The organism is Enterobacter sp. ECC-219 (assembly GCF_043966805.1).
Lineage (GTDB): Bacteria > Pseudomonadota > Gammaproteobacteria > Enterobacterales > Enterobacteriaceae > Enterobacter > Enterobacter cloacae_N.
On sequence record NZ_CP143680.1, the window covers coordinates 4,807,928 to 4,825,398 of the forward strand.

The 17,471-nt window shown below is 55.5% G+C and carries 10 protein-coding genes; 7 read left to right on the forward strand and 3 right to left on the reverse strand.

What is annotated here, in order from left to right; genetic code table 11:
- Positions 1-14 precede the first annotated feature (14 nt).
- Positions 15-8,549 (forward strand): hemagglutinin repeat-containing protein, encoded by an 8,535-nt coding sequence (locus V1603_RS22850; RefSeq protein WP_395313306.1) that lies wholly within the window; start codon positions 15-17, stop codon positions 8,547-8,549.
- Positions 8,550-8,647: 98 nt separating this feature from the next.
- Here the strand turns inward: V1603_RS22850 and speA are convergent, their stop codons facing one another.
- From speA to V1603_RS22865, 3 genes are all read right to left on the reverse strand, one after another.
- Entirely contained in the window at positions 8,648-10,624 is a 1,977-nt protein-coding gene (gene speA / locus V1603_RS22855) for a biosynthetic arginine decarboxylase (RefSeq protein ID WP_116341952.1), read from the reverse strand.
- 8 nt (positions 10,625-10,632) lie between these two features.
- Positions 10,633-10,764, reverse strand: coding sequence for an acid stress response protein YqgB (gene yqgB, locus V1603_RS22860; protein WP_127312443.1), 132 nt, complete (start codon positions 10,762-10,764; stop codon positions 10,633-10,635).
- A 306-nt stretch (positions 10,765-11,070) separates the two neighbouring features.
- Positions 11,071-11,289, reverse strand: coding sequence for a hypothetical protein (locus V1603_RS22865; protein ID WP_162874982.1), 219 nt, complete (start codon positions 11,287-11,289; stop codon positions 11,071-11,073).
- A gap of 138 nt (positions 11,290-11,427) precedes the next feature.
- Between V1603_RS22865 and metK the strand changes: the two genes are divergently transcribed.
- From metK to gshB, 6 genes are all read left to right on the forward strand, one after another.
- Positions 11,428-12,582 carry a methionine adenosyltransferase gene (gene metK / locus V1603_RS22870; protein WP_061097111.1) on the forward strand — a complete coding sequence of 385 codons (1,155 nt, stop codon included), beginning with the start codon at positions 11,428-11,430 and terminating at the stop codon, positions 12,580-12,582.
- A 360-nt stretch (positions 12,583-12,942) separates the two neighbouring features.
- A complete protein-coding gene (gene galP, locus V1603_RS22875) occupies positions 12,943-14,340 on the forward strand; it encodes a galactose/proton symporter (protein ID WP_045134809.1) in 1,398 nt (465 codons plus the stop codon).
- Positions 14,341-14,399: 59 nt separating this feature from the next.
- Positions 14,400-14,897, forward strand: coding sequence for a SprT family zinc-dependent metalloprotease (locus tag V1603_RS22880; protein ID WP_003860035.1), 498 nt, complete (start codon positions 14,400-14,402; stop codon positions 14,895-14,897).
- A 94-nt stretch (positions 14,898-14,991) separates the two neighbouring features.
- The gene (gene endA, locus V1603_RS22885) at positions 14,992-15,699 is read left to right on the forward strand and encodes a deoxyribonuclease I (protein ID WP_166712308.1); all 708 of its coding nucleotides are present in this window, start codon (positions 14,992-14,994) and stop codon (positions 15,697-15,699) included.
- A 51-nt stretch (positions 15,700-15,750) separates the two neighbouring features.
- A complete protein-coding gene (gene rsmE, locus V1603_RS22890) occupies positions 15,751-16,482 on the forward strand; it encodes a 16S rRNA (uracil(1498)-N(3))-methyltransferase (RefSeq protein WP_014833222.1) in 732 nt (243 codons plus the stop codon).
- A gap of 19 nt (positions 16,483-16,501) precedes the next feature.
- Positions 16,502-17,449 (forward strand): glutathione synthase, encoded by a 948-nt coding sequence (gene gshB / locus V1603_RS22895; protein ID WP_023331278.1) that lies wholly within the window; start codon positions 16,502-16,504, stop codon positions 17,447-17,449.
- Positions 17,450-17,471: the final 22 nt, after the last annotated feature.

Sequence of the window (17,471 nt, forward strand, 5' to 3'; positions counted from 1 at the left end):
CAAAGGGAAGAATAATGAAAAACAAAAACACACGCAGCGGAAAAATAACCACGCGCAATTTGCATAAGCGGCTTTGTCCATTATATCTGTCTTTGGCAGGCATTTTCTCGGCCACCGTCGATGCGGCAACCACGCCTGATAATCGCCAGTCGAAAGGCCCTACCATGGGCCAGGCGGCCAACGGCACGCCCGTGGTGAATATTGCCGATCCTAATGCGAAGGGCATCTCCATGAATAAATTCAACGAATTTAACGTTGAAAAACAGGGGATGATCTTTAACAACAGCATGCAGGACGGCGTGACAAAAATTGGCGGCTATGCGGTAAAAAACGCCCAACTGCAGCACGAAGCCAGCGCCATTATCAGCGAAGTGACGGGTGCGAAAGCGTCCTACATTAACGGCACGATGGAAGTTTTCGGTAAAAAGGCCGACATCATCATTGCTAACGAAAACGGCATTAGCGTGAACGGCGCAACCACCATCAATGCGAATAGCCTGACCCTCAGCACCGGTAAAGTGCAGGCAAATAACGACGGTTCCTATAAGCTGGCGGTCGAAAAAGGGGCGGTATCAGTCACCGGCCAGGGTATTAATACCGACGGGCTGGGCTACTTTGACATCGTTAGCCGCAGCGCGCAGCTGGAAGGCGAAATTGCCGGTAAAGCAGACATCAAAGTGCTGGCGGGCCAGAACGACTACGACCTTGCGACCCGTAGCCACACCGTGCGTAACAAAGGCGACGGGCGTGGTCCGGCCGTTGCTATCGACGGTAGCGCGCTTGGCTCCATGTACGGCGGTAAGATCCAGTTGATCAGCACCGAATCCGGGGCGGGCGTCCGTCATGCCGGCGGCATTATCGCCAGCAGCGATCTTGAGATCAGCGCGGATGGCGACATTACGCTCGCAAGCCTGTCGAGCGAGAAAAATATGTCGCTTTCCGGCAAGAATATTACCCTGAACAAGTCCACTTCCGGCGTTCAGGCAAAAAACGACATTATCATGAATGCCCTGGCGGGCATCACGCTGAATAACGACGTGATCGCCTCAACCGGCAAAATCCGCATTGATGCCAGCTCGCTGGTGCAAAACGCCGCCTCGCTGGTAACCAACAACAACGCCACCACCACCGTTCCAGCGATTCAGATTAACGTCGCGGGCCAGTATACCCTGAACGGTAAACTGCAGGCGCTGGACGCCAACGGTAAGGTCATTGCAAACGGCGTAGTGACGCTGAAAAACGGCGATTTCGTTGTGAAGGTCAACGGCGTTGAAGTGCCGTTTACCTCGCTGATTTCGGATACCCAGGTGATCAGCCACAGCGGTGACATACAGATTACCGCAGGCAGCATGAATAACAGCGGCGGCAGCTTCCTGGCGAAAAAAGGCACCCTGCAGTTCACCCTGAAAGAGGCCTTTGTGAATAGCGGCTCCGTCAGCGCGACGGGGGACCTGACAATTGCGTCCGGCTCACTGAAGAATGACGGCGTGCTTTACGCATCCAACAACCAGACGCTCCGTGTCGGGAACCTGGAGAACAACGGCCGTATCTTCGCGGAAAAACGGCTGGTGATGAACGCCAGCGCGCTGAACAACCGTGGAAACGTCGGTGCGACAATTGATGCACTGCAGGTCACAACGACCGGCAATTTGACCAACAGCGGCACCCTCATGGGTGATGCGGCAGCAGTCAGCCTGAACGTGGGCGGCGACGTCGACAACAGCGGTAACATCATCAGCAACGAAAAAGATGTCACCCTCACTGCCAGCGGTAAATCCATCAAGAACCAGGGCAAAATCGAGGGGAAAAACATTACCCTGACTGCGTCCAACGCCGATGCGACGTTTGAAAACAGCGGTACGCTGAACGCCAGACAAAAAGCGCAGGTGAAAGCAGCGAAGCTGAATAACAACGGCGGAACCCTGAGCGCAGCGGGCGATGTTGCGCTGAACGTCAGTAAGCAATTGAATAACACCCACGGCGGCGAGATCCTGGCGGGCGAAAACCTGGCGCTGGACGGCGCGCATACGACCGCACTGACCAACGACAATAGCCGGATCCAGGGGAAAAACGTTACTCTGACCAATATGTCCACTCTCACCAACACAGGCGACGCCGTTCTGCTCGCGAGTGGGGCGATGGATCTGTCCGGCACGACAACGCTGACCAACACTGCCTCCGGCATTCAGGCAACGTCCATCCTGCTGGATCACATCGGCACGCTGAATAACACCCGCGATGCCACCCTCTACAGCAGCGGCAATCTCACCCTTTCCAACATTGGTACCCTCACCAACGATGCGTCTCAGCTGGTTGCAGACGGTGCGCTGGCGATGCTGAATATCACAAACGTATCCAACATCAACAGCGCCGCGATGGTCGGTAGCGGCAGCGTAACAATCGGCAATGTGGATACGCTTAACAACAGTAACAGTGCGGTGATCCAGTCTGAGCATACTCTCAGCATGAACGATGTGGGTACGCTGAACAACAGCACTGACGCGGCGCTCCTCGCCTCGGGCAACATGACCCTGGACGGTGTTAATACTCTCAACAATAACTCAGTGATCCTCAGCGACGGCAGCATTACGGTGCAGAACGGCGACACGCTGCACAATAACGGCGTCGTGCAGGCGGGCACCGACCTGATTATCCGCAATATCCGAAGCCTGATGAACGACGGGAGCGACCATGTGCTCATGGCCCTGCGTAACCTGACGATCGAGGATGTGGATTCCCTGACCAACTCCAGCCAGGCGGTGATCACGGCCAACATGAACACGGTGCTCAACGCCGTTGGCGTACTGACTAACCTCTCCGGTGGGGTGATTCAGGCCGTTGATGGTGCGTTAACCGTCGCGGCAAATTCACTGCTCAATAGCGGCAGTGAAAATGGTTCGAATTCGACTCTGGTGGCGGGCGGCGATGTGACCGTGACGTCAGAAAATGTGACCAACGAGAGTGGCGCGGCCATTGTCTCGACGGATAACAACCTGACGCTGAACGTGAAAAACATCCTTAACAACAGCGATGAAGCCGTGCTCGCAGGGGCGAAAACGACCTCGCTGAATGTTCAGAAAGGCAACATCAAAAACACCACTGATGCAGTAATTGCGGGCACTAATATTGCTATTGCGACCAAAAACCTGCAAAACGATGCCAACGCCTCCATCACCGCAGACCGGGATCTGCAGCTGACTCTCGCCAGCCTGAACAACACGGCCGGTATTCTTGAGGCCGGACGCGATCTCACGCTTAGCGTCGACAACAGCCTGACCCTTGACGCCAATAACCAAAATATCTACGCCGGACGCGCGATGGCGATCACCACGCACGGCGATTTTACCAATAGCACCCAGATGGAAGCGATTGGCGATTTGACCGTGAATGCAGACGGTAATTTCACCAATGCCATGTCTATCGTGACCGGAGGTGATCTCAACGTCACCGCGGGCAATATCACCAACAATGCCGGTAGCCTGCTGTGGACGATGGGCGATATGAGTCTGGAAGCCCGTAACGGTACTTTCTTCAACGGCGTGTCGGGTAACGTGCTCAGCATGGGTGATATGTCGATTATCGCGAAGGAGATCCATAACCAGGCCGGGATCATTCGTGCTGAGAAGGACGTGAATTTAGACGCGGAATCCATCAGAAACGAAAGTAGCTATACCGGCGACGAAATCTCCATGACGGGTTATCAGAACGCCAGTGCGGTATATAGCACCGTTGAGCATCTCGCAACGAAATCTAACACCATGATTAACTTCTCAATGCCGATTGTGACTTCGGGATTGAAACTTGATCATCAGGCCGAGATCAGCGCGGGCGGCAACATTAATATCAATCAGCGCAATATCTACGACAGAAAACAGATTACAAACAAAGGTGGTCTGATTCAGGCGGCGAAAGATATTACGGTTACCGGTGATATCTACAACTCACCGGAATACGGTGAAATGTCCATTTATGATTATCTGCAACTGCCGTTAGAGATGCAGGGCGGGCTCACCTATCAGTGGCATTTAGGCGCCTATCATACGTCAACGTGGAACTTTGATACCCTTTACCAGTTCCTCGACTTCGAGTTTGGCAATGGCGCAGCGGCCAGTAAAACAGGCAGCGATGATCCTGAAAAAGCGCTCTGGTACAACGCCGTCGTGATGACCGGAAACGAGTCCACGCTTTTCAACAAAATGATGTCCGACATCTTCGGTGAAACCTGGCAAACCACCGACTACGCTACAATGCGCAGTATCTGGGCGAGCGTAACAGCCTCCAATAATGATGCATTAAAAAACAATAAAACCTACTTCGTCCCTTCTGAAAAAGGCGAGATCACTGCGGGCGGTAACTTTACGCATAACGGCGGCACGCTGGATAACGGAATTGCGGGCGCCGGGGTGATTAACAGCCACAGCGACGTGAGCGATATCGACGTGGGTGAATACACCGTGGATACGGTCATTGCAGGTTACGATGTCCAGGTGAATACCAAAAAAATTGACGAGCTGGCGATGGGCATTAGCCCGTTGCCAACCATCAAGGATATGGTCTCCATTCCGGGCATGTTTGAAGTTTCGACCGACTTTAAGAAAACCTCCGAAGCGGAAAAAAATGGCACGGCTTATCCGGGGCCAACCAACAATATCGTTCCGATCTTTGAAACGCGTCCGTCGATGATCGATCAGAGCGCTTATACCGGATCGGATTATTTCTTCGATCAGGTGGGCTATGACCCACAGAAGCCGGTTAACGTTATTGGTGATAACTACTTCACCTCAGAATTGATCCGCCGTGAGATCAGCAGCTCCGTGGGCAGTTTCTTTTCGATCCGTGATGGTCTGGAAGGTGACGCGCTGGTGCAGGCCCTGATGGACAATGCAGGTGTGGCAGCACAGGACAGCGAGCTGGGGCTGGTTGTCGGTCAATCCCTTACCGAGGAGCAGCGCAACGGGCTGGACGCCGATATCGTCTGGTTCGTCAATCAGACGGTGAACGGCGTGGACGTGATGGTCCCGGTCGTGTACCTGTGCCCTGAAACGCTTCGTCAGATGGAGAGCGGAGATGTTAACGGCGGCACCGCGACCGTTCATGCCGGCGGCGATATGAACGTCGACTCGAACAGCATTAATAACGCCAACGGTACGATCTCATCCAAAGGCGACATGACGCTGGTCTCTGATGGCGATATCAACAACGTTAGCAACGGCATGAGCGCGGGTATCTCTGCGGGCGGCGACATCAATATGTCCAGCACCAGCGGCAATATCAATAACAACGGCGCGGCGATTAACGCTGAGGGCGACGTGAACATGTCCGCAACTCAGGGTGACATCACCATGACGGCCAGCGTAGGACGCGATGAGAGTGGCAAGCAGGTGATCCACGCCTTTGAGGACGGCGTCACTGCGGGCGGTAGCATTAACATGGAGGCTCAATCTATCACCTCCAACGCCTCGGATATTACGGCGGGTCAGGATGTAAGCATGAAGGCCACCGACGGCGACGTCACCTTCAATGATCTGCATGAAATTGACGCCACGCGTATCATTGATAACGACGTCAGAAGCGCGCTCAACTTCACGATGTCTGATACCTCAACCACCACGGGCAAAGCCATTGGCGCGAATGTTTCCGCTGGCGGCAACATGAGTATCGAGGCCAAAAACGACGTGGTGATGGAAGGGGGTACCTACAACGCCCAGACCGGTAGCATTACCGCTGAAAATGACGTGACGATCAAAACATCCCAGGACGTTGCTCACGAAGAACAGCACAGCTCGACACGCGAGTTTGTCATCAGCGCGGGCGCCAGCGGCGGCGGCCAGTCGGTTAACACCGACTACGGCACCATGAACGGCGGCAGCACCGAAACGACCTCTGGCGACTATGTCAGCGCAGGATCAGAATCCGACACCTCCGCTATCGGCAAGAAACCTGGCCGTGCGCCGGTCAATGATACGGCTGGCTTCACGTTCGGCATGAGCACCTCCAGTGACTCGTCCGTCACCGACAGCAAAAAGAACACCAATGCCTCAATCAACTTTGGCCAGTCCGGGACGATTGAAGCAGGTAAGACCGCTGACATCGGTGGGGCGGATCTCAGCGCGGGCAACTCCCTGACCATCAACGCCGAGGACGTCGCGACCACGAAATATGAAGATGAGATGAAAAACACCTCATCCCATAAAGAGACGTCGTTTGGTATCACGGGTGAAGCCCACAGCACCCTTGTGGATACCTTTGATAAAGCCGGTAACCTGATTGAAAAAAGCGCCGATGGTCAGTCTGCCAACGCCGGAACAACGGCTGCGGAAGTGATGGGCGAGGCCTCTAACCTGCTGCTCAACGATCTGGCTGGCGGTTCCGTTACTATTGGCGGCAGTTCATCTAAATCGCACTCGACCTCCACCTCCACGGCGGAAAACATTAACCACATCAGCGCCAATAACGTTTCGATCAACACCAAAAAAGACACCACGTTGAACGGAACAGACATTAGCGGCCAGAACGTTGAAATTAACGCAGGCGGGGATGTGAACATGAATGCGGCGAAATCCACATCCAGCTACAGCAACACCACCGAGGAGCACTCGGCGGGCATCACGGTTGGCGTGGGCGTGGATGTCTCCGGCGTGAGCGGCGGCGCGTCTGTCGACTACAGCGGCAACAAAGAGACCGGAACAGGCAACAGCACCAGCTACACCAACAGCACAATTACGGCAGGCGACGTCAAAATTAAGTCCGGCGGCGACATGACCATGAGTGGTGCCAACATTGATGCCAATACCGCGGACGTGGATGTTGCAGGGGATATGACCGTTAACTCCCTTCAGGATACGGTTCACACGGATAACGAGCGTGCCAACTGGGGGGCATCCATAGGTGTTGCCGTGTCGACTAAAGGCGTGATGCCTACCGGTGCCGTTAACGGCGGCGGCGGCTCAGAGGCTTATGACTCGGCAACCACCGCGAAGCAGTCCGGCATTCACACCACGGGCGACGTGCAGGTGAAAACCGGTGGCGACCTCAACATGACGGGCGCAAATATTGTCTCTGATAATGGCACCGGTAGCGTCAACGTTGCGGGCAATATCAACGCCAAAGATCTGCAAGATACCGTTGAGCAGGACGGCCTGTACGGCGGTGGTGGCGTAGGTATCGGTGGTCTACCGGGTAAAAAAGGCGGCATTCCATCGGCTAACATTTACGTGGATACGGTCGATGAGATCCACCGTAACGAAACACAAAAATCCACCATTTCCGTGGGGGGCACCACCAGCAAAGGTACGACTGGCGAGATCAACACCAACAAGGATGAGATGTCTGTTGTCACCCGTGACGAAAAAGAAGCGGGTAACAATATCTCCTTTACCCTTGCGGATCCTGGCATCGGTAAGAAGAAAAAAGGCAGTTACGACGTCGATACGCCGAGCGACCACCGCAATGGCGGCGGCTCGTCGAAGCATTCGGGCGATGGCACGAAGAAGAAAGAGGATACGCCAGCGAAACCTGCGCACAGCGAAGAGGTGCCTGCTGTTACGCCGTCGAAAGCGGACGAGCTGAAGCCTGCGCCGAAACCGGCTGACAGCACGACGAAGACGGATACCACCCCGTCTGAAACCGCGCACAGCGAAGCGGTGCCTGCCGTTACGCCGTCTAAAGCGGATGACCTTAAGCCTGCGCCGAAACCGGCTGACAGTACGACGAAGACGGATACCACCCCGTCTGAAACCGCGCACAGCGAAGCGGTGCCTGCCGTTACGCCGTCTAAAGCGGATGACCTTAAGCCTGCGCCGAAACCGGCTGACAGTACCAAGAAGACGGATACCACCCCTTCTGAGACCGCGCACAGCGAAGCGGTGCCTGCCGTTACGCCGTCGAAAGCGGGCGATCTGAAGCCTGCACCGAAACCGGCTGACAGCACGACGCCGAAGAAAAAATGGGACGTTCCAAATACGAATTACCCAACACTTTCTCCGGGTTCTGCAACCGGTAAAACCGGCAAAGATATGCCGAAAACGCCTGAGCACAGAAAGTGGAACGGGGATATGACCAACGGCGTCACGCCGTCGAGCAACCCAAAAGGTACCGACGTCAAGCTCTCGCCAGGTTCGTCTACCGGTCAGACCGGCATGGACATGCCGAAAACGCCTGAGCACAAGCAGTGGAACGGCGATATGACCAACGGCGTGGCGCCGTCGAGTAATCCGAAAGGTACCGACGTCAAGCTCTCGCCGGGTTCGTCCACTGGCCAGACCGGCATGGACATGCCGAAAACGCCTGAGCACAAGCAGTGGAACGGCGATATGACCAACGGCGTGGCGCCGTCGAGTAACCCGAAAGGTACCGACGTCAAGCTCTCGCCGGGTTCATCCACCGGTCAGACCGGCATGGATATGCCAAAAACGCCTGAGCACAAGCAGTGGAACGGTGATATGAGCGCAACAGCACAGCCGAAGCAGTGGCTGCCGCTGATGACGGAAACGCCAATTGATATCTATGCGAAGGTGATCATTACGTTCCATGACGAACAGCTGAGTTAACCACCCTCTCCCCGTCGTTCACCGGCGGGGATTTCATGTAACCATAAAAAAGGGTCTGACCACGGTCAGACCCTTTTCATATTCAGCTGGCTGAAAAATTACTCGTCTTCAAGATAAGTATACCCATACAACCCCGCTTCAAACTCTTCCAGGAACTGCTGCTGGAGCGCGTCGTCCAGACCAGTGTTTTTCACCTGATCGCGGAACTGGGTAAGCAGGGTTTTCGGATCCAGCTGAACGTATTCAAGCATGTCCGCCACGGTATCCCCTTCGTCGGACAGCTCAACTTCCACGCTGCCGTCAGGGAATACAAACACGTCAACCGCTTCGGTATCGCCGAACAGGTTGTGCATGTTGCCGAGGATCTCCTGATACGCCCCGACCATAAAGAAGCCCAGCATCGGCGGGTTCTCCGGGTCGTACTCCGGCATTGGCATCGTCGTTGCGATACCGTCGCCGTCAACGTAGTGGTCGATAGCGCCGTCGGAGTCACAGGTGATGTCCAGCAGCACGGCACGACGTTCCGGCGCGTGGTTCAGCCCTTCCAGCGGCAGAACCGGGAACAGCTGGTCGATACCCCAGGCATCCGGCATCGACTGGAACAGGGAGAAGTTGACGTAAATCTTATCCGCCATACGCTCCTGCAGCTCGTCGATAATCGGACGGTGCGCGCGGTTGCTCGGATCGAGCTGTTTCTGCACCTCATGGCACATGTTCAGGTAGAGTTGCTCCGCCCACGCGCGCTCCTGCAGGCTGAAGGTGCCTGAAGAATAACCCACGTGAATATCATGCAGATCCATCTGGCTGTCATGCAGCCATTCGCGCAGGGAACGGCGCGTGCCCGGCTCATGCATCTCCTGCCAGGTTTCCCACATGCTTTGCAGGGAACGAGGGGCATCATCCTGCGGAGGCGTCGCTTCGGTGATTTCGCTGCGCTCAACGCCAATGATGTTAGAGACCAGCACCGTATGGTGGGCGGTGACCGCGCGGCCAGATTCGGTGATCACCGTCGGGTGCGGCAGGCCGTGCTCTTCACAGGCATCGCCAATCGCCCAGATGATGTTGTTGGCATATTCGTTCAGGCCGTAGTTCACCGAGCAGTCAGACTGCGAGCGGGTCCCTTCGTAATCCACGCCCAGGCCGCCGCCCACGTCGAAGCACTGAATATTTACGCCAAGCTTGTGCAGCTCAACGTAGAAACGGGCCGATTCGCGCACGCCGGTGGCGATGTCGCGAATATTGGCCATCTGCGAGCCGAGGTGGAAGTGCAGCAGTTGAATGCTGTCCAGACGACCGCGCTCGCGCAGAATTTCCACCAGCTGCAGCACCTGGTTCGCCGCCAGGCCGAACTTGGATTTTTCACCGCCGGAGGACTGCCATTTACCGGAACCCTGCGACGCCAGACGCGCACGCACGCCAAGGCGCGGGATGACGTTCAGACGTTCGGCCTCTTCCAGCACGATGGCAATTTCGGTCATCTTTTCGATAACCAGATAGACCTTATGGCCCATCTTCTCGCCAATCAGCGCCAGACGAATGTATTCACGGTCTTTATAGCCGTTACAGACGATCACCGAACGGGTCATGCCCGCATGCGCCAGCACAGCCATCAGTTCCGCTTTGGAGCCGGCTTCCAGCCCCAGCGGTTCGCCGGAGTGGATCAGGGATTCAATCACGCGACGGTGCTGGTTTACCTTGATCGGATACACCAGGAAGTAGTCGCCTTTATAGCCGTAGGATTCACGCGCGCGCTTGAACGCGGCGTTAATGGAACGCAGGCGATGTTGCAGGATCTGCGGGAAGCAGAACAGTGCAGGCAAACGCTGGCCCTGTGCTTCGCGGGCTTTCACCAGTTTGGCGAGGTCCACGCGCGCTTCAGGGACGTCCGGATCAGGGCAGACGCTGATGTGGCCCAGTTCATTGACGTCGTAGTAGTTATTGCCCCACCAGGCAATATTGTAAGTGCGCAGCATCTTGCTGGCTTCCTGGGAGCTCATCGCAACCTCCTGCATAGAACGTAGTACACCCTGTTCGCCCGCTGACGAAGGCGAAAAAGAAGACATGTCGTCAGACATAGCGAACCTCAACTCTTTGTATTAAGTGTAAAACAGTTGACTACTATCGCAGCGTTGTACGGCGATAACAACCCATAAACGGCTCCGTTTCCCAGCAGAGTATGCTGAAAACCAGACCGTGCGACCGGTTTCTTATTCATATCATTGTAAAACACGTATCCGAACTCTGTATGACAAGGTTCGGCGAAACCACGAGAAAACTCTTGTATTAACAAGAGCGCCCTTGTTCAGTTTTCACAAAGCGTGACCGGCCCTGGAATCCTGAGAAGCGCCGAGATGGGTATAACATCGGCAGGTTTGCAGACTAGAAATGCGGGTTGCGGGAATCAATTGCGCGCCAGAACGGCAGCGCTGAATTAGCGGAAAACGATGGTTCATTATCTCGTATCACCTCCACGGCCGCCTCTGCTGAAACGGACCCCAAGCCAAAGCTAAAAGTTCACTGCTTAACCCGGCTGGAAGTGGCGACACGATGAGGTCATCGAGCGCTTTTTTTGTATGAGCCGCGCGCCGCGTTTTATACCGAGAAGGGGGCTAAAAAGCAAAACAAAAATGCGCGGGTTGCCAGCGCCGTCAGGAAAAATTTCCAGCAGACATTTCAACGCAGTGAGAGATGAATCAAAAAAAACTGGAAATCGGGCGAAGAAGTGACCTAAAATAGCCATCCAGATGTTAATCCATCTATACTGATTAACACTCATACTGCCAGTGTCAAAAACCTGCAGGCCTTGGTAGAATTATCTCCTTTGGCTATTCCACACAGCAGCTTGAGCTAACCAAATTCCTCTTAGGTGAAATAAAACATGGCAAAACACCTGTTTACGTCCGAGTCCGTATCAGAAGGACATCCTGATAAAATTGCTGACCAAATCTCCGATGCGGTGCTGGATGCGATCCTGGCGCAGGATCCTAAAGCGCGCGTAGCGTGCGAAACCTATGTCAAAACCGGCATGGTTCTGGTTGGCGGTGAGATCACCACCAGCGCATGGGTTGATATCGAAGAGATCACCCGTAACACGGTGCGTGAGATCGGCTATGTGCATTCTGATATGGGCTTTGATGCCAACTCCTGCGCGGTACTGAGCGCCATTGGCAAACAGTCTCCAGACATCAACCAGGGCGTTGACCGTGCCGATCCGCTGGAACAGGGCGCGGGCGACCAGGGCCTGATGTTCGGTTATGCAACCAACGAAACCGACGTGCTGATGCCGGCACCTGTGACCTACGCACACCGTCTGGTGCAGCGTCAGGCTGAAGTGCGTAAAAACGGCACCCTGCCGTGGCTGCGACCGGATGCGAAAAGCCAGGTAACCTTCCAGTACGACGACGGCAAAATTGTCGGCATCGATGCGGTGGTACTGTCTACTCAGCATGCCGAAGATATCGATCAGAAATCCCTGCAGGAAGCAGTGATGGAAGAGATCATCAAGCCGGTTCTGCCGACCGAATGGCTGAGCTCCGCGACCAAATTCTTCATCAACCCAACCGGACGCTTCGTTATCGGCGGCCCAATGGGCGACTGCGGCCTGACCGGTCGTAAAATCATCGTTGATACCTACGGCGGCATGGCCCGTCACGGCGGTGGTGCGTTCTCCGGTAAAGACCCGTCTAAAGTTGACCGTTCTGCGGCGTACGCAGCACGTTATGTGGCGAAAAACATCGTTGCTGCCGGCCTGGCCGACCGCTGTGAGATCCAGGTTTCCTACGCCATCGGCGTGGCTGAGCCAACCTCCATCATGGTTGAAACTTTCGGTACCGAGAAAGTGCCTTCAGAACAGCTGACCCTGCTGGTGCGCGAGTTCTTCGACCTGCGTCCATACGGCCTGATTCAGATGCTGGATCTGCTGCATCCAATCTACCAGGAAACCGCGGCGTACGGTCACTTTGGTCGTGAACATTTCCCATGGGAAAAAACCGACAAAGCCGCTCTGCTGCGTGAAGCTGCCGGTCTGAAATAATCGACTGACGCGCGCTTTAGACAGGCCAGCCTTTGTGCTGGCCTTTTTTATATCGGGTGCCGGCCAAAAGCCGCGCGACTGGAACCGATTACACCGCACCGAATATATTCTGCTTTCAGAATATTCTCTTTGCATGATCGCCTTTCTTCTGCTGTTACATTTCCTTTCAGTTAAGTCTGAAATGTATTCTTTCGCGATGCATATCACCTCATTTACCTCTATATTTTCAAAGCTTTAATTTTATTTACGGTTACAGGTTAGTGTAACCGATTACACCAATGTGATTAATCTCACATCTTTTTATGGGTCGCTCACCTACCCTAAACATCAATAAAACTGATAACCCAACTGGAGGGCATAATGCCTGACAATAAAAAACAGGGGCGTACGTCCAACAAGGCGATGACATTCTTCGTCTGCTTCCTCGCCGCCCTGGCAGGATTACTCTTTGGCCTGGATATCGGCGTCATTGCCGGCGCTCTTCCCTTCATCGCAGACGAATTCCAGATTAACGCGCATACCCAGGAATGGGTGGTCAGCTCCATGATGTTCGGTGCGGCCGTTGGGGCCGTCGGCAGCGGCTGGCTCTCCTTCAAGCTCGGACGTAAAAAGAGCCTCATGATCGGTGCGATCCTCTTCGTCGCCGGTTCCCTCTTCTCTGCAGCCGCCCCTAACGTTGAAGTGCTTATCCTTTCCCGTGTGCTGCTGGGCCTGGCCGTGGGCGTAGCGTCATACACCGCCCCGCTCTACCTCTCTGAAATTGCGCCGGAGAAAATCCGCGGCAGCATGATTTCCATGTACCAGCTGATGATCACCATCGGTATTCTTGGTGCTTACCTGTCCGATACCGCGTTCAGCTACAGCGGCGCATGGCGCTGGATGCTCGGCGTGATCATCATTCCGGCCATTCTGCTGCTGATTGGCGTCTTCTTCCTGCCGGACAGCCCGCGCTGGTTTGCCGCCAAACGCCGCTTCGTCGATGCCGAACGCGTGCTGCTTCGCCTGCGCGATACCAGCGCTGAAGCGAAAAACGAGCTGGAAGAGATCCGCGAAAGCCTGAAGGTAAAACAGTCCGGCTGGGCGCTGTTTAAAGAGAACAGCAACTTCCGCCGTGCGGTGTTCCTCGGCGTGCTGCTGCAGGTGATGCAGCAGTTCACCGGGATGAACGTCATCATGTACTACGCGCCAAAAATCTTTGAGCTGGCGGGCTACACCAACACCACCGAGCAGATGTGGGGCACCGTTATTGTCGGCCTGACCAACGTGCTGGCGACCTTTATCGCCATCGGCCTGGTGGATCGCTGGGGGCGTAAGCCTACTCTGACGCTGGGCTTCCTGGTCATGGCGATCGGCATGGGCGTGCTGGGCACCATGATGCATGTGGGCATTCACTCTCCAACCGCCCAGTACTTCGCGGTAGGGATGCTGCTGATGTTTATCGTCGGGTTTGCGATGAGCGCCGGCCCGCTGATTTGGGTGCTGTGCTCGGAGATCCAGCCGCTGAAAGGGCGTGACTTTGGTATCACCTGCTCTACCGCGACCAACTGGATTGCCAATATGATCGTCGGCGCGACGTTCCTGACCATGCTCAACACCCTGGGCAATGCGAACACCTTCTGGGTCTACGCCGGTTTGAATATCTTCTTTATTGTTCTGACTATCTGGCTGGTTCCAGAAACTAAGCACGTTTCACTGGAACACATTGAACGTAACCTGATGAAAGGTCGTCCGCTGCGCGAAATCGGCGCACACGACTGATCCTCATTGCGGGAGGCGCCTCTTGCGCCTCCCCGCTTCCCGCTTTATGCTCTGCTCCTATGAAAGCTCCCCGTCTCCCCATCGCCATTCAGCAAGCCGTTATGCGCAGCCTGCGGGAAAAACTCGCTCAGGCGAATCTGAAGCTCGGCCGCAACTATCCTGAACCGAAGCTGGTCTATCAGCAGCGCGGTACCGCGGCAGGCACCGCCTGGCTGGAATCATACGAGATCCGCCTTAACCCGGTGCTGATGATGGAAAACCAGCAGGCGTTTATTGAGGAAGTGGTACCGCACGAGCTGGCGCATCTGCTGGTGTGGAAACACTTCGGACGCGTCGCGCCGCACGGGAAAGAGTGGAAGTGGATGATGGAGGCGGTGCTTGGGGTTCCGGCGCGCCGCACCCATCAGTTCGAGCTGGAATCAGTGCGCCGCAATACCTTCCCCTACCGCTGCCAGTGCCAGCAGCACCAGCTTACCGTCCGCCGCCATAATCGCGTGGTGCGCGGTGAAGCGACCTACCGCTGCGTCAAATGCGGCGAACCGCTGGTCGCGGAGTAATCGCCTGAACTTTCAGGAACTTTCCTGATCTGACTGATTGCATACGGGAACAACATTCGTTACGTTGCGGGCTCGTTTTGACACGGAGTGTAAGATGTCCCGTAATTTCTCTCTCGCGGTCGCTTTTCTGACGACGGCGCTTTCCGGCCAGGCAATGGCCGACGGTATCAACAGTTTTTCCCAGGCCAAGGCAGCAGGCGTGAAGGTGAACGCCGATGTGCCGGGCGATTTCTACTGCGGCTGCAAAATTAACTGGCAGGGCAAAAAAGGGGTCGTTGACCTTGAGTCATGCGGCTATAAGGTGCGTAAAAACGAAAACCGCGCCAGCCGCATCGAATGGGAGCATGTCGTTCCGGCCTGGCAGTTTGGCCACCAGCGCCAGTGCTGGCAGGACGGCGGACGTAAAAACTGCGCCAAAGATCCGGTATATCGCCAGATGGAAAGCGATATGCATAACCTGCAACCTGCGGTTGGTGAAGTGAACGGCGACCGCGGTAACTTTATGTACAGCCAGTGGAACGGTGGCGAAGGCCAGTACGGCCAGTGCGGCATGAAGGTGGATTTTAAAGAGAAAGTCGCCGAGCCCCCTGCCCGCGCGCGCGGCAGCATCGCCCGCACCTACTTCTATATGCGTGATCGTTATGACCTCAACCTTTCCCGCCAGCAGACGCAGCTGTTCAACGCCTGGGACAAGCAGTATCCGGTGACGGAATGGGAATGCCAGCGCGACGAACGCATTGCCAGAGTCCAGGGGAATCATAACCCGTACGTCCAGCGGGCTTGCCAGGCGCAAAAGAGCTAACCTACACTACGGCAATTCGCTTATATCGCATGACATATGGAATTTTTGACTATGCGCATTCCCCGCATTTACCACCCTGAACTGATTACCGCAGGCCGCGAAATCGCCCTGTCTGACGACGCCGCTAACCACGTTGGCCGCGTGCTGCGCATGGGGGCAGGCCAGGCAATACAGCTGTTCGATGGCTCTAATCAGGTTTTCGACGCGGAAATCACGCGGGCGGATAAAAAAAGCGTGCATGTAAATGTCTTGCGCGGTGAAGTGGACGACCGTGAATCGCCGCTGCACATCCACCTTGGGCAGGTGATGTCGCGCGGGGAAAAGATGGAGTTCACCATTCAAAAATCCATTGAGCTGGGCGTAAGCCTCATTACGCCACTTTTTTCCGAGCGCTGTGGCGTTAAACTGGATGCTGAACGTCTGAATAAAAAGATCCAGCAGTGGCAGAAAATTGCCATTGCGGCCTGCGAACAGAGCGGCCGCAACCGAATCCCGGAGATCCGCCCGGCAATGGATCTGGAGGACTGGTGTGCAGAAGAAGAGAGCGGGCTGAAGCTCAATCTTCATCCGCGCGCCAGCGCCAGCATCAATACGCTGCCGCTGCCCGTCGAGCGCGTTCGGCTGCTGATTGGCCCCGAAGGTGGCCTGTCGGCGGACGAAATTGCGATGACGGCGCGCTACCAGTTTACTGATATTCTGTTGGGACCTCGCGTTCTGCGCACTGAGACAACGGCACTCACGGCCATCACCGCGCTACAGGTGCGGTTTGGCGACCTGGGTTGAAGTATTAACGGAGAAGAACATGATAAAGCTCGGCATCGTGATGGATCCCATCGCAAACATTAACATCAAAAAAGATTCCAGCTTCGCTATGCTGCTGGAAGCGCAGCGTCGCGGCTATGAGCTCCACTATATGGAGATGAACGATCTTTACCTGATCAACGGTGAAGCCCGCGCGCGCACCCGCATCGTTAACGTCGAGCAGAACTACGACAAATGGTACGAGTTTGGCACCGAGCAGGACATTGCCCTGGCCGACCTCAACGTGATCCTGATGCGTAAAGATCCGCCGTTCGATACCGAATATATCTACTCCACCTACATCCTTGAGCGTGCCGAAGAGAAAGGAACGCTTATCGTCAACAAACCGCAGAGCCTGCGCGACTGCAACGAGAAGCTCTACACCGCCTGGTTCTCTGACCTGACGCCGGAAACGCTGGTAACCCGCAGCAAAGCGCAGCTGAAAGAATTCTGGCAGAAGCACGGCGACATCATCATGAAGCCGCTGGACGGCATGGGCGGCGCATCTATCTTCCGCGTGAAGGAAGGCGATCCGAACATCGGCGTGATTGCCGAAACGCTGACCGAACTGGGTACCCGTTACTGCATGGCGCAGAACTATCTGCCTGCCATTAAAGATGGCGACAAACGCGTGCTGGTTGTAGACGGCGAGCCGGTGCCTTACTGCCTCGCGCGTATTCCGCAGGGTGGCGAAACCCGCGGTAACCTGGCGGCCGGTGGTCGTGGTGAACCCCGTCCGCTGACCGAAAGCGACTGGGAAATTGCCCGCCGCGTCGGCCCTACGCTGAAAGCCAAAGGCCTGATCTTCGTTGGCCTGGATATCATCGGCGATCGCCTGACTGAAGTGAACGTCACCAGCCCAACCTGCATTCGCGAAATCGAAGCGGAGTTCCCGATCTCGATCACCGGAATGCTGATGGACGCGATCGAAAAACGTTTACAGAAATAATCTGTGACAGCGCCCGGGTTTA